Here is a 20,183-nt window from a genome sequence, read left to right as displayed (position 1 = left end):
AGAAAACGTTGTCGTTTGTTATGCGCTTGAGCGCTGTTTAATTATTATGCAAAAGACACTGGTCGCAGATGATAATGATTTGCATTTAACGTTTCAAGCAAAACTTCCTTCGGACTCCAGCCTTTCCAGCGCCCAGTCTCTGGCCACTTGCCAATCCATGAACGCTTTCATTGGAAATGGCATCGCTTTTTGCATATTGTCACTGACGACCCGCTCGCCTTCTTCCAACGACTGAACGTGCCGGGCAATACCACGACAGTGGTCTTGTAGCTTCAATCGATTATCTTTAAACCAGAGGCCAAGCAATTTTCTTGCAAGCGGTGAAAACTCACTATTGGGCCTGGCCTGAATCACCATGCTAAAAGGCACCTCTTTTGCCAGAATATCGGACAAGTCATTAAGCCATTTTTCAGCATCCTGATCGGTGGCCGGATAGTTAAAACAGACAACCACTACCGGCCAACCCATCATGTCAATCGCAGACATAGTTTTCCTCCATCGGAATACTGTTAACTTCAACGTTAACTTCAACACACAGAAATGCAGTCACTAACGCAACGGCCGCCACGACAATACCAATCACAGCCATCAGCGAACTATCATGCCCAGCAGTAAACCCTGCCAACAGAGCGCCAACGGTATAACCCGTGGTATGAATCATACTTAGCGTTCCAGTGAGCAAACCTTGCTGGTGCTTTAACTGCTTTAAGGCAATCGTCGTATAAGACGGTGTTAATAACGTGACCGATGCGGCACTGATTACCAGCCCTGCGGCTAGCCACAAAAAATTATCTCCGAGAACCATCATTAACGTGCCAATTAACAGCAATGCCGTTCCGGTTTTCAACGCAAGAGATAATTGCCCCTGCACCCAACGGGAAAATAAAAAGTGGGCAACAATGGTGGATAAAGCAGCAAGCATCATCAACCATGACAGCATTCGTGAAGTCTCTGCCCCATTTTGAAAAACTGACAATAACATTGGCCCAATCACATACTGCAAGAAGCCAAATAACGTAGTTACCGAACATGCCAATAGCAGATAAGGCCAAGTAACAGACAAAAGACGTATAAAAGACTGTTCTTCTGACTTAGAGGGAGCGGGTTCGACAGTACGCCCCAGAGGTAATAAGATAACCCAAAGGAACAGCAGCATTGTAAGCACAGCAATGAAAGCCATAGGAATTTCACTGCCCCAGCCGATCAAAAATGCAGGAATTAAAGGCCCAACAAGCCGCCCACCATTGATGCTCGCGGTAATACGACTGAGACTTCTTGAGGCATTATCTGGCTCCTCATCAATCGCCCAAGCCTGAACCGCCGGATAAAGGCCTGATGCCAATAAGCCATAGATTCCTCGCGCAACAAACATCAATAAAATAGCCTGCTGACGGTTTATGATGCTTTGGTTCAGGGCAAGCACACTCAAAGTAATCAGTGAGAAACTCAGTGCGATGCCCACTACACCAGCAACCACCACGGGCTTTCGCCCAAAGTGATCAGACAGTTTCCCCCAAACAGGCGCGGATAAAATAAACAACCCTGTACCAAAGGCAACCATGCCACTGAGCAAACCATAACCGATGCCAGTCTCTTCCATCATGGCTGGCAAGCTGATTAATAGCGTTGTCTGACCAGCTCCCAGCATAAAGACCATAAATAGCCGACAAAGTCCGTATGAAATAGGTTGATCGTCGTATGACTGAGCCATAGCCTCAGAACTTTTTTCTCTTTCCTGCATACCCGGTGCCTGATAAGCGAATAATTTTTGCTCGACTTATTGCAAATGATAATTATTATCATATACGATACGCACTAGATTGCCTGATGGTTCTTTTTTAATCAAGTTCATCAGCCTTTTAAACGTCATTTGTCCTAAGTAGTTAACCAATTAAAATTGAGAAGAAAATAAAACCAAAGACATGATAATAACTTCTGATCCAATACGGATAAGTTCGGCTGTTGGCATGACCAGTGATTCCACCAGCGCTGAAAAATCGGCATCACGACCTTTAAAAAACAGCATCAGGATGCAAGCCGAAAGACTGAGCGCCAACTGTTTTTTTAATGCTCTATTGCGCGAATGGCAGGGCTGGTCACTCCACCGAGTGACCAAGCTTTCTGAGAATACAAAGACTACCTCGGCTTATCTGGATCTTCCCAACTTGCCGTCGGAGGTTGAAGCCGTTATCTCTTTTCCAATGGCAGAAGCGTCGCTAGTTATTTGCCTAAGCCATTTCTCTAAAAGCGGTAGGCACCAGTTTATTCTTCCACTTTTTTTCTTCAATAAAGAGAAAAAGCACTATCGCGAAGTCTCTTTTACTGAAGCCGTTGAGCTAATTGTGAAAGAAGATATTCTTTGGAAAAGCGATTCAACCAGTAAACACCTTTTTCTAAATAGAGTATTTGCTAGCATCGATAATATTGAAGCCACATTACATTATCGAGAAAACAACCTGGTTAGTGTTTTTAATGATCTCATCACTTTTCAAGCATCTGAACAGTCATTAATTACGGGGCACTCTGTACACCCCACGCCCAAAAGCCGTGAACAATTCAGTTTGAAAGATGCAGAACTTTATATGCCAGAGTATGGCAATAGCTTCAAGCTTCACTGGTTCTCCATTCAGGATTCCCTATTAATAGCGGACAGTGTTCACTCACTTTCTTTTAAATCATTAACAAGATCCCTGGCAGAAGAAGACACACAATTCTCTCAAAGCCTGCTTAATGATATTCCTTCGGATCATACCTTGTTACCAGCCCATCCGTGGCAGGCGCAACGGTGGCTTGAGAATGAGTACATCCAGTCTTTACTTCGGGATCATAGATTAAACGATTTTGGTTTGCACGGTAGTGATTGGTGTGCAACGTCTTCAGTGCGCGCTATTCATTCAAATCACGCTTCATTCATGTTGAAGTATTCACTCAGTGTGAAACTGACCAATTCAATACGACACTTGCTACCTAAAGAAGTCATTCGCGGTAAAGAAATTCATCAGGTTAAATATCAATCCGTCATTGGCTCACAACTAAAGAAAACCTATCCAGACTTTGACATCCTGACGGAACCGGCCCACGGCGCCATCAAAGGCAAAGATGGAGAACCCCTGTCTGAAACGATGATCGTATTTCGTGAAAACCCATTTAATAATCAAACATCTAATCAATCCACAGAGCTATTAGCCAGTCTCACCCAGGATAATCCGGCAGGAGAATCCAGATTAGTTAATCTTATGAGAAGACTGGCAGCAGAAGAAAACCTTGCCCTTGATATTATTGTCAAAAAATGGTTCCAAAAATATCTGACATCCGTCGTTGAGCCATTACTGGGAAGCCAGTCGAACTTTGGATTGTTGTTTGGTGCCCACCAGCAAAACCTGTTGCTTGGTATGTCTTCTGGCTACCCGGAGAAAGTCTATTTTCGCGATTGTCAAGGTACAGGTTACAGCTATTTGGCAAGAACCATTTTGGCAGGTACTTTGCCCAATAGTACGGAAAAAAAAGCACACCATTTTGATGCCCTATTGGGCAATCGACTCTTCACCTATTACCTGATCATCAACTCAACGTTCGGTGTGATCAGCGCTTTGGGCGCTGGCAACATGATTCCCGAAGAGGAATTACTGCTCAGCTTGCGACGATTTCTTGAACAGCTACGTCAGGCACAACCTAAAGACACCAGTTGTCTGGATTATATGCTCGACAGTCGCGAATTGTGGTCGAAAGGCAATTTCTATTGTGCCTACGGCACGATTAACGAAAACACACTTGATGACCCCATGGATGTGTATCACACCATGCCCAATCCAATATATGACCTGAAAGCATCAGGCTACTGACCCTGTTCAACCAATCATGACAACCTCAGAACAAATGCTCAGAATAAAGACTCAGGGAAAGCTATGAACACTGTATCGCCAATTATTTTACCGGATGCGCTAAACAAAGGCATAGCACTGCAACCTTTGTCTTCCAACTCCCTTTTAGTGAATGACAATAATTTATCGTTACTGCTCAAGATCAGTGAGCAGAACGGAATTCAACTGTCTCCAGAAAATCCGTCAGACCTCCTCGACAGTATTCCAAATCACTGGATTGCAGCAGCACTGGATTATCTATATACACACAATCAAGAGCTGAACAACATCACTCTGTCGTCAGAATTGATTCACCGATTACCAGACAATCAATTAATTCAGGCGATCACTCAAGACAGTAAAGCGCTGAATCTTCGGGCGGGTCTATATCAGAACCGTATCTTATGGCACTGGGCAAGCAACAATAACTTTCCAACGGAAATCTGGACTGAAAACGAACACGGTGTAGAACACCCGATTCGCCAGCAGCAACCATCTGGCGTCGTCTATGAGCGTTATGATTATCAGAACGATGTCACCATTAGCTTCCGAACCATAGACCCTGAACACGATCTGGATCTCTTTCATCAGTGGATGAATCAACCACGAGTGGCTGAGTTTTGGGAGATGGCACAGAGTCGTTCCGAGCTTCAAGAATATCTCACTACTTTATTAGACAGTGGCAAAACCTGGCCCTTGATTGGCTCATTTAATGGCGAACCTTTTGGCTATTTTGAAGTTTACTGGGCAATGGAAGATCGCATAGCGCCCTATTATGACTGCCAGCCATGGGACCGAGGCTTCCATTTACTGGTTGGTAATCCTGAATTTCTTGGACCGCGCTTTTCCAGCAGCTGGATGAAGTCCATCACCCACTTTCTTTATCTGGATGACCCGCGAACTGCGAGATTGGTTGGTGAACCAAGAGCGGACAATAAAAGGCTGCTCAAATTACTGGCTCACGCTGGCTGGTCTTTCGTAAAAGAGTTTGATTTCCCGCATAAACGGTCAGCGTTGGTTAACGGCTATCGACGTTCGTTTTTTCAGGAGGTTCGGCTATGAATCAAATGGTGACTCTGCCCGAGTCAGCCTCCCTGAATGAGAGCGCACTTCGGGAACAGGTGAATAAACGACTACTGGCCAAAACACTGAGCGAGCTAAGTTGGGAAGAAGCCATCAACCCTGTAGAGACTGGGTGTGGTGGTTTTCAGCTGAAACTTGCCAGTGGTATCCGTTATGACTTCCATGCCTGGCGCAGTATCTGGGATCAGCTGATCATTGATTCAGCATCCATTATCAGAACAGGAATCAGTGGACAGATTCAACATTCACCAGACGTCAGTCAGTTTTTTATCGATGCACAAACAGAACTGCAAATGACCTCTGCGACGCTGGCCAACTTCCTGGAAGAGTTAGCCAACACACTTATGGCCGAAGTAAGAGTTCAGAGTAATTATCAGCAAAAAACCGCTGCCGAGCTTGTAGAGTTGGTAGACGACGAATTGCAATGCTATTTGGATGGCCACCCCAAAGTCACCGTGAGTAAGGGACGAATGGGCTGGGGTCAGGATGATCATCAAGCCTTCGCCACGGAGTTTCTTCCAGATATTCAGCTTGAATGGCTTGCGGCTTCCCGACAGCACTGTCAGTTGTCCACTGCGGATGACCTATCAGACCATCAACTTCTTGATGCGGTTTTGGATTCCGATGAAAAACTGCGTCTATTGGAAACCTGCCAACGGTTGAACGTTTCGTTGTCCGACTATTTCATGATGCCAGTGCATCCCTGGCAATGGCGTAACCGACTGGTGACTATGTTTGCCAGCGAAGTGGCCGCCCGACGTATCATTCACCTTGGTGTATTCGGTGACCCGATGCTGCCTCAGCAATCTCTACGCACACTGTCCAATAGAAAACGCCCTGAACAGCTGAATATTAAACTGCCGCTCTCCATTCTGAATACGTCCTGCTATCGGGGCATTCCGGGTAAGTACATCCATGCGGGGCCGATCATTTCACGCTGGTTGGCGGATATCGTCAAATCCGATCCGACACTGGCCAGTCGGAAAACCATTATTCTTGAAGAGCCTGCAGGCGCCTTTTACCCGCACCACGCTTTTGAACAGATTGACGATGCACCCTATCGTTATCACGAAATGCTCGGTTGTATCTGGCGGGACAGTGTACACGACAAAATTCATCCATCTGAAAACGCCATTTTGATGGCCACATTGTTTCAGCGTGATGGGTTCAACTATCCATTGATCTGTGAATACATTCATCGCTCCGGACTGACCACTGAACAGTGGCTGGCCAAAATGTTTGATGTGGTCGTTACTCCGCTCTATCACCTGTTGTGCAAGTACGGTATCGGGTTAGTGGCTCATGGGCAAAATGTCACTCTGGTGCTGGAGAATGACCAACCTGCGAGGGTTGCTTTGAAAGATTTTCAAGGCGATTTGCGCTTGATAGATCAAGACTTTCCGGAGCTGAGCAGCTTAAGTACCTACGCTCAATCGGTCACCACTCGCTTGCCGGCGGAATACCTGATCCACGATTTGCAAACCGGTCACTTTGTCACGGTTCTTCGCTTTATCTCTACCTGTCTGGCAGAAAAGGGCTTTTCTGAAGCCCGCTTTTATCAGCTTCTGGGTAGGCAACTGCAGTCTTATATGAAGGCACATCCAGAGCTGCAAACACGTTTTGCACTCTTTGACCTGTTTCAACCAGAAATGGCTCGAGTCTGTCTTAATAGAGTCCGGTTCAAGCTTGGCTATGGAGACGCACAGGAGCGCCCGCTTCCTGAATTAGGCTCTCCTTTGAAAAACCCTCTGGCTACCACACTCAAGGAAGAACGATGAAATTTGCAAAGATCAATACTGCTGATACCGAAACCCTCGATTTAGCCGGTCTCGGCGTTGGCCCGTTCAATATGAGCCTGGCTGCCCTGCTGGACAGTCAGCCGGATGTTGCAACCCGATTCTTTGAAAAGCAAACTGCTTTTGGCTGGCATCCGGGATTGATGCTGCCCGGTGCTCATATGCAGACATCTTGCCTGAAAGACTTGGTTACCGCCGTACAACCTACCAGCCCATGGTCGTTTCTTTCTTTTCTGGTCAATCAAGGGCGGTTCTACTCGTTTTTATCGACAGAAAAAATGGTCATCAGTCGTACAGAGTTTGTTGAGTATCTTCGCTGGGTTTCCGACAATCTGGATTCTGTGCAATTTGATACCGAGATCAGAGAAGTGAATTTTTCTGATAATCACTTTGTTCTCAAAACCAACGACAGGGTTTATAAAGCACGAAACCTGTGCCTTGGCACTGGAAAAATGCCCTATGTTCCAGAATGCGCAACGCCATTTCTAGGTGTGCACTGTTTTCATGCCAGCAGCCTGATGACAAGCGAAATAAACCTTGCAGGAAAAAAAGTCTCGGTGATTGGTGGAGGCCAAACCGGTGCAGAAGTATTTCTTAATAGCCTGCGAGGCCAATGGGGTAAAGCTGCTCAGGTTCAGTGGGTTTCCCGCAGGGCCAGTTTCGAACCATTGGATGACAGCCCATTTACCAACGAATATTTCACCCCCGACTACGTTAATCAGTTTTTAAATCTCCCTGACCATAAAAAGGAGACCATTGTCAGCTATCAGAAACTGGCCAGTGATGGCATTACACCGGACTATCTATTAGAGCTTTACCGGGAACTCTATGATCGCACCTATTTACATCAGGACGAAGTAGATTGGCAATTACTCCCGGATCGAACGCTGACCGATATGTCCTGCAACGAGTCAGGCCATTATGAACTTCGGCTGAATAACGCGCTGTCATCGAATGGTGAGAGAGTGATTGCTGATGTGGTGATTCTCTGCACAGGGTTTCAAAACAACCTGCCACAATACCTTGAACCCATTCGCCCCTTGCTGAATTTGGATTCCCTTGATCGCTTCCAGCTCTCGTCCAGTTTCAAAGTGAAATGGAATGGCCCTGATGACCGGAGAATTTATGCCGTCAATGCCGGCCTTCACAGCCATGGTATTGCTGAACCTCAATTAAGTCTGGCGGCCTGGCGCTCTGCAACCATCATTAATGATCTCACTGGGAAAGAAACGTTTCGTATTAACAGGCCGGCCAGTCTGATCAATTGGCAAGAACCGATGGGTGTGGCTATTTAAGATAATCTGGGAAAACTGATCAGCCTTTAAACCAGGCTGGTCAGTTCAATCATGGTGAGGTTGCGGCTTTCAAAACCACCGGTATCGATAAAGTGAGTATTTCCCAACGTCTCCACCTGATCGACAATGGTATGGCCGCAAAAGATATGGTCAATTCCTTCTACGATGGAATCGTTATCGGATTCTATTTTTTCTCTGGACCACTGCATGGCTCTGAGCAGTTCTACATCATTGACTGCTTTTTCAGGGTCCCAGGAAGGCAATGGGTATTCTGCATGGCAAATGGCAACTTTCTGTCCACTGGGCATGTCGATGGAAATCAGCACCGGTAATAATGCCGCTTTTTCTGTGTAACGTACCATCTGCTCCTGAGACACTCTCATGTGCCATCGCCCACCGCAGGTCACCCATTGGGCAATAAGGTGGGATGAAGGTCTCAGGGTTGTATCAATCATGCACTGCTCATGATTTCCCCGCACTGGAAAAAACCAGGGTTCATCGATCAAACCCAGACATTTTTCCGAATCAGGCCCCCGGTCAATCAAATCACCACAACTGAAGCATCGATCTTTTGACGGATCAAAACTGACCGCTGCCAATGCCTCCATTAATAGATCATACATCCCGTGGAGGTCACCTATGACAAAGTCCCTTCCCTGAGTATTTTTTTCAAAATGCTGGTATCTCACATCACTCTTCCCAAATCATGCAGATCATTTGCTCAATTACTTATATCCGCAGTGTAGCAAGTGATCATGAATTGATGGCTTGAATAACTGGAACCCTGATACTGAATGACAGGACATAGTTCAGGTAAGAAGACTATGATTAACGAGTCTTCAGGATTGAATAGGTAAGAATCGGCATGGCTGACCTTGATCTGGCAAGCACCTTCGTTGATCAATGCTTCTCTGAGATGGCTCAGAATTACTGCAGCAAAGACCTGAGCGCATTACTTGAACATTATGCCCGGGAGCCGGACCTGCTCGTCTGGCATTCAGAAGGCGAGACACTGACGACCGCCGAACAACTAAGCCTGCACTATCAAGAGCTATTTGATCAGTTCGATATTGATTCGGTGAACTTCCGAGTTGAGAAACTCTTCGCCAACCAGCAACAAATCCTTTCTACCAGCCTTTGGGTACTCTCGACCCAGCGCCAGATTGAGGATGAAGTGGTTTTTGAAGATCAATCCCTGCGAGCTACTCACCTCTTCACAAACCAGAAGGATCGTTGGCTAATCAACCATCTGCACGTTTCGCCAATGCATGTTTTTTCAGGCTAAAAAGCCTAAGCTGGAAATCCATAGCCTGTCCCTTGATAATCAAGCCATAACATCGTTATAGGCTATTGGGCTTGGATGCACTTTACTTTGCGCTTATACAGCCATATTTCTTTCGTACAGCGCTGTACATAACCAAACCCTCAGCCATCGTTTCTGTTCATTACCCTGTTCCAAAGCCAGAGGAACCTGAGTCAAGGCTATCTTCAGGGCACCCAAACTGCTGTTCAAATTCATCTATTTGGAGAACAAGATCCTCTGCTGCACTCTTGATAACGGTTATTTTTTCCGCATGTTTTTTAGGCAAAGCACTAGATAATCCTGCTAACGCAATGAACACATTGTGATGCATTCCCATCAGCCTGAATCCCTCAGATCCATCTGCCTCCTTAAGCACAGGGGCAAATAAAATATTGCTACACACATGTTTCCTGACAATGGGTACTCTTAACTTAAAAGATTCACCGATTTCTTTAAGCTTGTTCTTGGCCACACTTATAGTCTGGGCTTGTTCATCATTTTCTGCTAATAATTCAGTACATATTCCCACTGCCTTATTACACAAATTCACAGCTTCTTCATGGGGTGGGGCAATCATTCTAACCATCTGTATCTGGTGATCTTCAGGAAATACATAATTCCCTGCGTACTCCTTCTCACAATTTCCATGTAAAAGATCAATCGCTGTTGAACCGTATTCCGTTTTTTTCAAGATTAAATCAGTACTGAACTCCTCGTATAAGAGGAGTCTGGCCGTCATTCTTACCGTTTCAGAAAGCTCTGCAGGGTCATGTTTTTGATATGGCCAGCTATAGTGAAAATTCCGGCAAAGAAGGTGTAGCAGTGTTTGGCCTTGATCATCCGTAGAATTGAGACACTTGCTCAAAAAATCGACATTTTCTGTTTCCAGAAAACTCAGCAACTTGGTTAGTCCCGTCTCATTTTTTTGGGCCGCATAATATTCAAAGGTATTTTGTGATTTATCTTTGTCTCTATTCCTAATAAACACTGCTTCCAAGGCATCCTTTTCTTTTGCTGTTTCGTAGAACAGCCTCAGACAATCAGCAGGTATCCCCTCCTTGCAAGAGCGAGCAACCTTTAAAAGAAGAGGAACATCATCTACCATTTGACCCGGCAAAATGCCGCTATTAAATAGCGCCGCTATAAAGCCCGACTCCCCCCACAAATCGAACTCGTCTGACATGGCCACCAACGCCCCGGAAAGGTCAAAGCCATTCGATACAAGGGTTTGAATCATATCGTAATCTTTGTTTTTTGCGACCATGGCAAGAGCTGTATTATACCTACCACCTCCTACCTGATAGCTGTAAAACTTGTGATCGAAGTTAACCTCTTTTCCTACTTTTTTCGCTGCTGACAAAAACACGTCTAATAACGCATCATCACCATAGTAGATAATGAGCTGCAATGGCGTCATCTCAGATCCCAGGTAGGTATTGCCAGGTCTGAAATGGTCTACAATTCGACCAGTTATACAATTTATATCCTGAGAATCTGATGCGGTCAGTTCTTCAACTTTCTGCATGTCTCTTCGCAACACCGTTTCATGCAAAGGATTACACCCTTCATGTGTTTTCACCGAAGGAGCAACCTCTGTACTCAAAGACTGACATTTATAATTACAATAGGCCTTTTTAAATACAGGTCCACTATAAGAAAACTTATGTCGAACGAACCGGCCTTTCCAGGGCTTCGAATCTTCGCGCTTATGGTCGCAAGCGCCCAAAGCACTTACCGCAGCGTTTTCTGCCGGCCCTATAGAATTCGAATTGTCCAATGTTGAACCATAGCGATTTGACGGCTGTAGTGGAGTCATTGGAGTCAATATCCTTCTCTAAATTCAGAAACTACCTAAATAAGGATCATCGTTCATCAAAAAAGTTCCCACGCCCAAAACTACCACACTCATCACACCGTATCCCTGTAGCCAGAAGACGCCTGATACATAGATTCCTCCTGTTTTCATGGGAGGCAAATCCCGAACTCTGCACTTGGTGTAGCTGTTATGGAAAAATTTGAGGTCATCACTTTCAGTTTGCACACATTGGCGACGGCAATCATCCACAAGGGAGAAGAACTCTTGGCTACTTCATGGCTCGCTCGGAAGAAAGTTTATTGGATTGAATTCTTGCAACTATTTGCTGAAACCATATAGTTCCTTAATTCCCAAGGGCTGCAGGGAGATTAACTTTTATTCTATTTCGCTGTAGCCCTTGGGAATTGGGAAAACAGAATGGTTTCACCAAATAGTTACGACTTTTTTATAATCGATTTTCTTTCCGGGCGAGTCCTTAGCTGCCAAGGGTTAGAGCTTTAAGTCAGTCCCATTGCGTTATAAACTCATTTTCCAACTCACGGCTTAGGAAGAATACTTTCTTGAAAATAGCTTTGAAAACAGCCCTTCGAGGATCCGGCAGCACCCTTACCCTTCTGGCATTGAGCTTATATTCAATGTCAGCACTGGCTGAAACCCAAGACGAGTGCCTGCTTCGACAGCTAAAAGAAGGCGACAACACGCTGACGATTGGCGAAATAAAACGGCGTTGTGACAACACCAACGAGAGCAGCCATGAAGGATCTAACGTTCTGGCCAACCGTGTGCAGGAAGAGAAAGAAACCCGCGGTAATCGTTTTGCCATCACACCCCACAAACCCAATTACATCCTGCCAATCTCCTACAATGACACCCCGAACGAAGCGCCCTTTGGGTTAGACAGTACGGATGACTTCTCCAATACTGAAATCAAGTTCCAGTTCAGTTTTAAAGCACCGCTGGCAGAAGGCGTGTTTAACGGTTATGGCGATGTTTATGTAGCCTACACCAACACTTCCTGGTGGCAGGCTTACAACAGCAACTCAGCTCCATTTCGAGAAACCAATCACGAACCGGAAGCCTTTATTGTGCTGCCCACCAATTACCAACTGTTTGGTTTTGATCTGAAAGCCATCATCCCCGGTATTTCTCATCAGTCCAACGGTCGGAGCGGCGATCTCTCACGCAGTTGGAACCGAATCTACACCCAGTTTGTGTTTTCCAGAGACAACATGGTGTTGGCTCTCAAACCCTGGTGGCGAATCCCTGAATCGGATAAGAATGAAGAAAACAGCTCAAAAGGGGATGATAATCCAAATATCGAAAAATACATGGGCTATGGCGAACTGCACTTTGGTTATCAGCTCAATGAGCACAACCTTGGCATCCTGCTCAGAAACAACCTGCGTAAAGATAATAAGGGCGCGGTACAGCTTAATTGGTCATTTCCAATCAACGAGCGTTTCAGAGGCTATGTTCAGTATTTTAATGGCTATGGAGAAAGCCTGATTGATTATGACGCCAGCACCAATCGCATTGGCATTGGTGTTATGTTGACGGACTGGCTTTAATCGTTATCCGTTATCCGTTATCCGTAAAAGCACAAACTGAACAGCTTTTACGGTCAACGGAAAACGCCTCTAGCAATAAGGTCGTTTTTTAAAAACTGCCCACTAAACCATGTTCACCTCAGTTTTACCAGTTGCTTTTCGAAACATACCAACTCCAAGCACAGGAAACAGAATAGAAAGCACCAGGCTCACCCAGTTCAACAAAGCCCAAGGCGCATAATCAAGGATGAGCTTCCGGTAAGCGCTACGATTTTATCGACCAGCCTTGCAGACATCAATCATCTGAGTAAAACCACAACGCTTGGTCGGGTACTGGGTGAACAACTCTCGTCAGCTATGTCAGATATTGGTTATAACCTAATCGAAATCAAGATGAAGAATAGTGTTTTTATCAGCCAGCACAATGCGGGTGAATTCAGTCTTTCAAGAAGCCTGGATAATCTGAGCAAAGCTTACAATGCAGATGCTGTTGTCACAGGAACCTATGCAGTGGGTAGTAATACTGTATACATCAGTGCACGAATGATTGATATCCGTTCGAAGCGAGTGGTTGCAACTACTGATTTTCAAATACCTCTGGACGCCGACATTCGTATGTTGGTGCGCAATCGGAAAAAATACTAATGTGAAGACCGTCATCCCTGCCTTCATAGGAATGACGGGGCTATATGTTTTTCAGACCCTCCCTTTAATGCATCAGGAAGTGGCCTTGAACCAGTCTAAAATTTCCTGACGCCCCTGGTCCGGATAGATTCGGAAAAGCACCAGATTCTGATCAGCATTCTGGATTCCGAATTGTATCATCTCCATGTTTTTCATGGCTTCAAACAGCTTATCTGAATTATCAATCATTAAGCCGACTCCGGGATTATGGGTTAGCTTGTGCTCTACCACACTGTCCCCTATTTTTACCTCAACATAGTCGCCTGACTTCGGGTTAAGCCCATAAAATGTGATGTAGAACTCTTTCTTGAGCGTTTCTCTGTTCCTGAGTAAGCCAATGGATGCTGAGCACCCCTCACAGGATCTGAGGTAGTAAGGTGTATCGCCCGGGCTCATGAGCAGTGGATCACCATAAAAACCGGTTTCATCAAAATGCCAGGGGGCCGATTCAGCCAGGACAATAGATGATGTGGCGAGAACAAAAGTGACAAAAGCTAATTTCAGTAAGTTCAATGGACCTTCCTATGTTGTTGCAGGATTTTTGGACTTTAAAAGGCTTTGGTTATGTTTTTTGAGCAAACCAGAACACATTCATGTTACTGAGTTGATATGAACGAAGACTTAACGAGGGACTTTATTGTTCGGCTAAAAAAAAACGGAGGAGAGCTGCAGAAACAGTCTCAGTTGATCTACGCAGGACCTGTTGTGGCGGCCATTTCACAGAACAAAAAAGACTGACATGAAATGCCCAATACACAAGCAGAATTGTTTTCCCGCATCTGGCTTGCGCCAGCATGGGAAAAAGGTGCATGGGGTTTCACAACCTCAGAACATGGGAGATAACTGTATGGGCTATACTGCCTTTGCTTGAACTTTTCCGGCCACTTTTCGAAACATACCAATTCCAAGTACAGCAAACAGAATAGAAAGCACCGGGCTCACCCAGTTCAGCAATGCCCAGGGCGCATAATCAATAACCGCAACGCCAAGGGTCGATGCAAAAAAAGCACCGCCTGTCGTCCAGGGAACCAGAGCTGTCGTCAGCGTTGCGCCTTCTTCAAGGGAGCGAGACAGCACTCTTCTGTCCACACCCTTTTCATCGTACGCATCACTGAATAATTGCCCACCCAGAATAATGGACATATACGCTTCGCCCATGGTCATGTTGCCGGCAAAGCAGGCAATAATCGTCGATGCAACAAGACTCGAAGCCCGTTTCACTTTCAGCAGCAGTGTGGAGATTAACACTCTCAGGAAGTGACCTCGTTCAAGAATGCCGCCAAGCGCCAATGCCATCAGGGACAGAGACAGTGTCCACATCATGGAGGAAATACCGCCACGACCCATCAGGGAATCCAGACTGTCCAAACCCGTCTTAATACTGCCACCACTGAACAAACTGTTTAGCACTGTCGACAGTTCTTGTCCCTGAAGAAACAAGGCCAGTATGACCGCCACAATAGACGACGCCATCATACTGGGTTCAGCCGCTACCCGAGCCATGCTAAGACCCAGCATCACCAGTAAGGGCAAAAGCGTTAACAGGCTGATAGAAAAAGTTTCACGCAATGCTGATTGCATCGCAGCCAATTGATCGACAGGCAACAGGCTTTCGGCATAGTTCATGCCGACAAACGAAAACAGAATCAGCGCCAATAAATAAGCAGGGCCAGTGGTATACAACATTCCGTGAATATGATCGTAAAGATCCACTTTGGTGGTCATGGAGGCTAAGTTTGTGGTGTCGGAGACGGGCGACATTTTATCGCCAAAACAGGCACCGGAAATGACCATACCAGCAATCAAAGGTGCCGGTATGCCCATGGCCATACCAATGCCCATCAGCACAACGCCGATGGTACCAACCGTTCCCCAGCTGGTGCCTGTGGCCAGAGACATAAAGCTGCACAGCAGTAATCCTGCCGGTAGAAAAATAGCCGGGCTGACAAACTCAATACCGTAATAAATCAGGGTTGCCAACGTGCCACTTTGAATCAGTGCTGCAATCAAGACACCAATCAAAATAAAAATATAAATCGCAGGTAACGCGCCGCTGATACCACCATTCATGGCATCACGAATGGCTCGAAAATCAAACCCCAGTTTGAAAGCACTGAGAGATGCAATCAGCAGCGAAATAAGAATCAGGCTATGAAGGCTGGTTTGCAACCAGAACAAACCAACACCAATCACAGTAATAATGGAAAACAGCGTAATAAACGCTTGAAAAAAGCCGGGCTCACTCCCTGAGACGGCAGTTTGTGCGGGTTGGCTCACGCTGATATTCCTTTATTATCTTTTAAACATAGCCACTAATATTAATGGGTAATACCGATTACTGCACGAATAAATGCTGTACAGATTATTGATCAAATAAACTACACAATCCTTTTAGCGGCTTCAATAAACGTCAGAACATCCTCTTCCGTCGTATCAAACGAGGTCACCATACGATAGGTTCCTTTTTCTGGCCCGGCAAGGTTGAACGCACAGATAGCCATCAGTTGATCTGCCAGATCTTCTGGCATAGTGAAAAATGCCTGATTAGTTTCCACCGGGTGCATCAGCTCAATGCCTGGTAACGGTTGTAATCCGTCAGCCAGTAGCTTCATGGTTCGATTCGCTTGCATGGCATTGCGTTTCCAGAGGTCATCCGTAAACAGTGCTTTGAACTGAGCACTGATAAAACGCATTTTTGAGTACAGTTGCAAACCTTGCTTGCGGATATGCCCAAAGCCATCTGACAAAGTCTGATCAAAAAACACCACCGCTTCGCCAAACATTAAACCATTTTTGGTGCCACCCAGAGACAGCACATCAATATACTGGCAAATATCAGAGAGTGAGCAATCCAGTGCAACTGCGACGTTATAGAGACGGCAACCATCGACGTGCAGAATCAAACCCAGCGCCTCACAGGTGCTTTTTATGTCTGCCATTTCTGCAAGGGTATAAACAGTACCAAGTTCTGTAGACTGGGAGATACTCACCATACGAGGACGAGTAGCGTGAGGCCCCCACCAGCTTTCATCATGAAAGGCTTTGCGTATTTGCTCAGGCGTGATTTTTCCGTGAGTGGACGGCACCGTTATCATCCGGCTTCCGGTGGCATTCACCGGTGCCCCCACTTCATTGGTGATCATGTGAGACGTATCCGCACAAATAATACTATCAATACTTCGCAACAATGCTTTGGCGCAGAGCGTGTTAGCACCGGTTCCGTTATAAACAAAAAACAGATCTGCCGGTTTTCCCAGTGCTGCCACGACCATTTCAGTCGCTTCCCGAGTGAGCTGATCACCACCATAAGGCCCGGCATGACCATCATTGGCGGCGACCAATGCCTCCATCACCTCGGGTGAAACTCCGGAAGCATTGTCACTGGTAAAAGAGCGAGCCATGTTCATTTTCCTGTTCATTGAGAGAAATTTGCGTATGCAGTCTCAGGGCAAACCGGAGAATATCAGCTATTTTTAGCAGACCATAAATATTAAGAAGTTAGGCAAATGAAACCAATTCGCCTGTTGATCACTTATTTATTCCTGTGCACCACTGCGATTTCTGCCTCAGAGAGCACCCTTCGAGAAGTGCCTTCCCGTTGCGACGCATCATGGTTAACAACACACCTCGAACACCGACTCCCTTGTTACCTGCTGAAGGAGGAGCCGGAGTCCGGCTGGAAAATTATTCGCAATACTTTCCAGGTTGTGAATGTTGACGGTCAGGATCGGGATGTCTCGATTCTCCATGCGGATCTATCGTCGCTGAGCTGGGAACCTGATCCTCAATATGCACCAGACTCCCCCTTGTGGCAGCATCGATTAACGATCTACAAACCAGAAACCGTTATATCTGATCGCGCATTACTGGTGATTAATGGCGGCATTAGTCACCCTCGAACAAAAGGTCAACAACATCATCAAGGCGACATTATTGATTTTGCCCGTATCGCCGCCAGAACCCAGTCTATTGTGATTGACCTTAAAGATATTCCCAACCAGTACCTGAAGTTCCCTCACTCCTCCCATCTCAGGGAAGACAACCTGGTGTCATTTTCCTGGGGGCAGTTTCTGGTAAAACCAGAGCCTGATAGCAGCTGGCCACTCCACATGCCCATGGCCAAAGCAGTGATTGCTGCCATGGATGCCATCGAAGCAATCTTGGCTATTCACGACATCACGATTAACGGTTTTGTCCTCGAAGGTGGCTCCAAAAGAGGCTGGACTGCGTCTCTGACTGCCTCTCAAGACAAACGTGTAACTGCCATCATCCCTATGGTTGCTGATTTCCTGAACTTAGGGGAAACGATCAAACACCTGCTGAATGTTTATCCGGAGGGCAACCCGGCTGTCTCTGCTTACCTGCATCTTCCTTTGCGAGACACCTCTTCGGAATCCGAAATGCAGCAACTTATCGCCATGATTGACCCTTTCCAGTATCGCGATGCGCTGAGCATACCCAAGTACATCGTCTCCGCTTCTGGTGATGAATTTACGCCACCAGACAACAGCAAACTGTCTTTTGGGGAGCTACCGGGCAAAAAATGGATGCGAGTTCTGCCAAATCAAGGGCACTATATTGTTCGGGACAATGAAGATCTCGTTACTGATATTACGGAGTCTTTTTATGGTGCGATCGTTGAAGGTCGAGTGCTTCCTGACATTGAATGGGATTTGCAAGGGCATCAGCTTACTCTGACATCATCACAAGCCCCCAAAGCAGCCTGGCTCTGGCAAGCAACCAATGCAACGGACAGAGACTTTCGCCGAATTCCATCCATCGAAAACCTATCAGACTTTCGTCGAAGCCCCATCCACATGATCTGCCAGCAAAACGCCTGCAAGAGCTCGACAGACATACCAGAACCGGACACAGGCTGGTCAGCCAGCTTCATTGAGCTGCACTTTGACAATGCCCCTTACGCGGATTTGGTGTTCACAACCAGAGTGTTTGTACAGCCAGACCGGTACCCAACATCGTCAAGTCGATGATGCTGAGTAGCCTGACAAAGCATTTTGTCAGGCTAGATAACCACCTTGTTATGCAAAGCAATTTCTCCTCTCTGTAGGCTATTGCCCATTAGTATGAATGCTATGGAGACAGCAGTATGGAGTTAGCCATTCAGATTGAAAGCCAGGGAGACTTTACTCTGTTGAAAGTCGAAGGTCATTTGGACAGCAATAACATCCACTTGATGGAAAATGCACTAAGTAATGCCACAAAGCTGGAATCACGCCAGATCGTCATTGACTGCGCCAATCTGATCAGCATTAACGGGGACGGGTTAAAGCTACTGTTTCAATCTCAGGTTGAGATGGCAGGAAACTATTATCTTTCTTTGCAGAATGTGCGGGATGAAGTGGCTGATTTAATGGAAATCAGTGGTGTTACCCACTTTATTCAAATGCATACTCAGGCAGAGCAATTTTCTGCCTGAGTATCTTTGTCGCTGATTGACCTTTATAGCTGATTAAAAAACGGCAAAACCGTTAGACGGTTTCTTCCTTACCAACTTCAGTGGACTGATAGCGATCTTCACCCGATTGGTGCGGAAGCAGGAGGTTCAAGAGAACAGCCGTCAGTGCGCAGAGACTCACGCCCTTTAGTGAAAACTCACCAAACGTTAAGCCCATATTGCCAATACCAAACACCAGCACAATAGAAACAATCACAAGGTTTCTTGGAATACTCAGATCCACTTTCGCCTTGATCAACGTACTCAAACCCACTACCGCAATAGAACCGAACAGCAACATCATAATACCGCCCATCACCGGTACCGGAATCGTCGCGAGAAAGCCACCAACCTTGCCAATGAAGGCAACAGCAATGGCAATCACCGCTGCCCAGGTCATTACTTTCGGGTTGTATGCCTTGGTCAGCATCACTGCACCGGTGACTTCGGAATACGTGGTATTCGGTGGTCCACCCAGCATGCCTGCAGCAGTGGTTGCCAAGCCATCACCCAACAACGTGTTTTTAAGGCCCGGCTTTTCCAGATACTTCTTACCCGTAACAGAGCTGATCGCCAGCATATCGCCAATGTGCTCGATCGCCGGTGCGATGGCCACAGGGATCATGTAAAGCACTGCATTCCAATTAAACTCGGGGGTGACAAAATTTGGCATGGCTAACCAGGGACGATCCAGCATTGGCTGAAAATCCACGACGCCCATCATCATGGCCGCAATATAACCAACAGCAATACCGCAGAGGATAGGAATCAGTTTAAGAATTCCGCCCGCCATGGTAGCAACAAACAATGTCGTCAGTAGTGAGAGTGTCGCCAATAACAGAGCCTGATCAGCAGAGACCACCCCTTCTATGCCAGACGTTGCCATGCCAACAGCCACAGGCGCCAAACCAAGGCCAATCACCATGATCACAGGGCCAACCACCACAGGTGGAAATAAGCGATAGAGAATACCGGAACCACGTAACCGAACCAGAACACTTAACGCAGCATAAAGCACACCCGCCGCCATAATGCCGCCCATGGTGGCTGGCAGCCCCCAGGATTGAATACTGAGCGTGATGGGAGCAATAAAGGCAAAAGAGGACGCCAGAAAAACAGGCACTTGTCGTTTAGTCACCAACTGAAAAATCAGCGTTCCCACACCGGCAGTAAAAAAGGCGACGCTGGCATCTAAACCTGTCAGCAGTGGCACCAAAACCAGCGCACCAAAAGCCACGAACAGCATTTGTCCACCCATCAATGCCTGTCGCCAGGTGGACATTTCATCCATTAAATTGTCAGGTTCCATTGTTTTATCCATTTTTGGAATTCTCTATTGCTCTT

The 20,183-nt window shown here is 46.3% G+C and carries 18 protein-coding genes; 9 read left to right on the top strand and 9 right to left on the bottom strand.

The window, feature by feature from the left end:
- Positions 1–93 precede the first annotated feature (93 nt).
- Together Q1B11_RS07495 and Q1B11_RS07490 are read right to left on the bottom strand one after the other, a co-directional pair.
- Positions 94–486 (bottom strand): hypothetical protein, encoded by a 393-nt coding sequence (locus Q1B11_RS07495; RefSeq protein WP_299729986.1) that lies wholly within the window; start codon positions 484–486, stop codon positions 94–96.
- Positions 473–1,741, bottom strand: coding sequence for an MFS transporter (locus Q1B11_RS07490; RefSeq protein ID WP_299729983.1), 1,269 nt, complete (start codon positions 1,739–1,741; stop codon positions 473–475). Before Q1B11_RS07490 ends, Q1B11_RS07495 begins: the two co-directional genes overlap by 14 nt.
- Before the next feature lie 226 nt (positions 1,742–1,967).
- On the opposite strand from Q1B11_RS07490, the gene Q1B11_RS07485 reads away from it, so the two are divergent.
- The 4 genes from Q1B11_RS07485 to Q1B11_RS07470 all read left to right on the top strand — a co-directional run bounded on the left by Q1B11_RS07485 (position 1,968) and on the right by Q1B11_RS07470 (position 8,034).
- A complete protein-coding gene (locus tag Q1B11_RS07485) occupies positions 1,968–3,842 on the top strand; it encodes an IucA/IucC family protein (protein WP_299729980.1) in 1,875 nt (624 codons plus the stop codon).
- A gap of 63 nt (positions 3,843–3,905) precedes the next feature.
- Positions 3,906–4,922: a GNAT family N-acetyltransferase gene (locus Q1B11_RS07480; protein WP_299729977.1), complete on the top strand. Its 1,017-nt coding sequence runs from the start codon at positions 3,906–3,908 to the stop codon at positions 4,920–4,922.
- On the top strand, positions 4,919–6,721 hold the full coding sequence (locus Q1B11_RS07475) for an IucA/IucC family siderophore biosynthesis protein (protein ID WP_299729974.1): 1,803 nt from the start codon (positions 4,919–4,921) through the stop codon (positions 6,719–6,721). Before Q1B11_RS07480 ends, Q1B11_RS07475 begins: the two co-directional genes overlap by 4 nt.
- Positions 6,718–8,034 carry a SidA/IucD/PvdA family monooxygenase gene (locus Q1B11_RS07470; protein ID WP_299729971.1) on the top strand — a complete coding sequence of 439 codons (1,317 nt, stop codon included), beginning with the start codon at positions 6,718–6,720 and terminating at the stop codon, positions 8,032–8,034. Before Q1B11_RS07475 ends, Q1B11_RS07470 begins: the two co-directional genes overlap by 4 nt.
- Before the next feature lie 26 nt (positions 8,035–8,060).
- Here Q1B11_RS07470 and Q1B11_RS07465 read toward each other — a convergent pair whose 3' ends face one another.
- Complete coding sequence (locus Q1B11_RS07465) at positions 8,061–8,723, bottom strand: metallophosphoesterase (protein WP_299729968.1); 663 nt, start codon at positions 8,721–8,723, stop codon at positions 8,061–8,063.
- A 176-nt stretch (positions 8,724–8,899) separates the two neighbouring features.
- Between Q1B11_RS07465 and Q1B11_RS07460 the strand changes: the two genes are divergently transcribed.
- On the top strand, positions 8,900–9,319 hold the full coding sequence (locus Q1B11_RS07460) for a nuclear transport factor 2 family protein (protein WP_299729965.1): 420 nt from the start codon (positions 8,900–8,902) through the stop codon (positions 9,317–9,319).
- A gap of 160 nt (positions 9,320–9,479) precedes the next feature.
- On the opposite strand, the gene Q1B11_RS07455 is transcribed toward Q1B11_RS07460, so the two are convergent.
- A complete protein-coding gene (locus Q1B11_RS07455) occupies positions 9,480–11,153 on the bottom strand; it encodes a hypothetical protein (RefSeq protein WP_299729962.1) in 1,674 nt (557 codons plus the stop codon).
- Between the two features lie 24 nt (positions 11,154–11,177).
- Positions 11,178–11,303 carry a hypothetical protein gene (locus tag Q1B11_RS07450; RefSeq protein ID WP_299729959.1) on the bottom strand — a complete coding sequence of 42 codons (126 nt, stop codon included), beginning with the start codon at positions 11,301–11,303 and terminating at the stop codon, positions 11,178–11,180.
- Positions 11,304–11,788: 485 nt separating this feature from the next.
- On the opposite strand from Q1B11_RS07450, the gene Q1B11_RS07445 reads away from it, so the two are divergent.
- The gene (locus Q1B11_RS07445; protein WP_299729956.1) at positions 11,789–12,721 is read left to right on the top strand and encodes a phospholipase A; all 933 of its coding nucleotides are present in this window, start codon (positions 11,789–11,791) and stop codon (positions 12,719–12,721) included.
- A gap of 36 nt (positions 12,722–12,757) precedes the next feature.
- Positions 12,758–13,345, top strand: a complete 588-nt coding sequence (locus Q1B11_RS07440) for a FlgO family outer membrane protein (protein ID WP_366139443.1) — start codon at positions 12,758–12,760, stop codon at positions 13,343–13,345.
- 72 nt (positions 13,346–13,417) lie between these two features.
- On the opposite strand, the gene Q1B11_RS07435 is transcribed toward Q1B11_RS07440, so the two are convergent.
- The 3 genes from Q1B11_RS07435 to Q1B11_RS07425 all read right to left on the bottom strand — a co-directional run bounded on the left by Q1B11_RS07435 (position 13,418) and on the right by Q1B11_RS07425 (position 16,785).
- On the bottom strand, positions 13,418–13,897 hold the full coding sequence (locus tag Q1B11_RS07435) for a hypothetical protein (protein ID WP_299729953.1): 480 nt from the start codon (positions 13,895–13,897) through the stop codon (positions 13,418–13,420).
- 339 nt (positions 13,898–14,236) lie between these two features.
- Complete coding sequence (gene nhaC / locus Q1B11_RS07430) at positions 14,237–15,661, bottom strand: Na+/H+ antiporter NhaC (protein WP_299729950.1); 1,425 nt, start codon at positions 15,659–15,661, stop codon at positions 14,237–14,239.
- A 101-nt stretch (positions 15,662–15,762) separates the two neighbouring features.
- A complete protein-coding gene (locus Q1B11_RS07425; protein WP_299729947.1) occupies positions 15,763–16,785 on the bottom strand; it encodes a beta-eliminating lyase-related protein in 1,023 nt (340 codons plus the stop codon).
- Between the two features lie 105 nt (positions 16,786–16,890).
- On the opposite strand from Q1B11_RS07425, the gene Q1B11_RS07420 reads away from it, so the two are divergent.
- Positions 16,891–18,375 (top strand): PhoPQ-activated protein PqaA family protein, encoded by a 1,485-nt coding sequence (locus tag Q1B11_RS07420; protein WP_299729944.1) that lies wholly within the window; start codon positions 16,891–16,893, stop codon positions 18,373–18,375.
- Positions 18,376–18,491: 116 nt separating this feature from the next.
- Positions 18,492–18,821, top strand: a complete 330-nt coding sequence (locus Q1B11_RS07415) for an STAS domain-containing protein (RefSeq protein ID WP_299729941.1) — start codon at positions 18,492–18,494, stop codon at positions 18,819–18,821.
- A gap of 52 nt (positions 18,822–18,873) precedes the next feature.
- On the opposite strand, the gene Q1B11_RS07410 is transcribed toward Q1B11_RS07415, so the two are convergent.
- The gene (locus Q1B11_RS07410; RefSeq protein WP_299729938.1) at positions 18,874–20,148 is read right to left on the bottom strand and encodes a uracil-xanthine permease family protein; all 1,275 of its coding nucleotides are present in this window, start codon (positions 20,146–20,148) and stop codon (positions 18,874–18,876) included.
- Positions 20,149–20,183: the final 35 nt, after the last annotated feature.

The sequence above is a fragment of the uncultured Endozoicomonas sp. genome (assembly GCF_947495845.1).
Taxonomy (GTDB): Bacteria; Pseudomonadota; Gammaproteobacteria; order Pseudomonadales; family Endozoicomonadaceae; genus Endozoicomonas.
This window is presented reverse-complemented; position numbering and strand designations above follow the sequence as displayed.

Coding starts and splice junctions, on each gene's coding strand:
- Q1B11_RS07425 (WP_299729947.1), bottom strand. CDS start 16,785: ATGGCTCGCTCTTTTACCAGTGACAATGCTTCCGGAGTTTCACCCGAG.
- Q1B11_RS07495 (WP_299729986.1), bottom strand. CDS start 486: ATGTCTGCGATTGACATGATGGGTTGGCCGGTAGTGGTTGTCTGTTTT.
- Q1B11_RS07415 (WP_299729941.1), top strand. CDS start 18,492: ATGGAGTTAGCCATTCAGATTGAAAGCCAGGGAGACTTTACTCTGTTG.
- Q1B11_RS07455 (WP_299729962.1), bottom strand. CDS start 11,153: ATGACTCCACTACAGCCGTCAAATCGCTATGGTTCAACATTGGACAAT.
- Q1B11_RS07470 (WP_299729971.1), top strand. CDS start 6,718: ATGAAATTTGCAAAGATCAATACTGCTGATACCGAAACCCTCGATTTA.
- Q1B11_RS07490 (WP_299729983.1), bottom strand. CDS start 1,741: ATGCAGGAAAGAGAAAAAAGTTCTGAGGCTATGGCTCAGTCATACGAC.
- Q1B11_RS07475 (WP_299729974.1), top strand. CDS start 4,919: ATGAATCAAATGGTGACTCTGCCCGAGTCAGCCTCCCTGAATGAGAGC.
- Q1B11_RS07450 (WP_299729959.1), bottom strand. CDS start 11,303: ATGAAAACAGGAGGAATCTATGTATCAGGCGTCTTCTGGCTACAGGGA.
- Q1B11_RS07485 (WP_299729980.1), top strand. CDS start 1,968: ATGACCAGTGATTCCACCAGCGCTGAAAAATCGGCATCACGACCTTTA.
- Q1B11_RS07410 (WP_299729938.1), bottom strand. CDS start 20,148: ATGGAACCTGACAATTTAATGGATGAAATGTCCACCTGGCGACAGGCA.
- Q1B11_RS07460 (WP_299729965.1), top strand. CDS start 8,900: ATGGCTGACCTTGATCTGGCAAGCACCTTCGTTGATCAATGCTTCTCT.
- Q1B11_RS07445 (WP_299729956.1), top strand. CDS start 11,789: ATGTCAGCACTGGCTGAAACCCAAGACGAGTGCCTGCTTCGACAGCTA.
- Q1B11_RS07420 (WP_299729944.1), top strand. CDS start 16,891: ATGAAACCAATTCGCCTGTTGATCACTTATTTATTCCTGTGCACCACT.
- Q1B11_RS07480 (WP_299729977.1), top strand. CDS start 3,906: ATGAACACTGTATCGCCAATTATTTTACCGGATGCGCTAAACAAAGGC.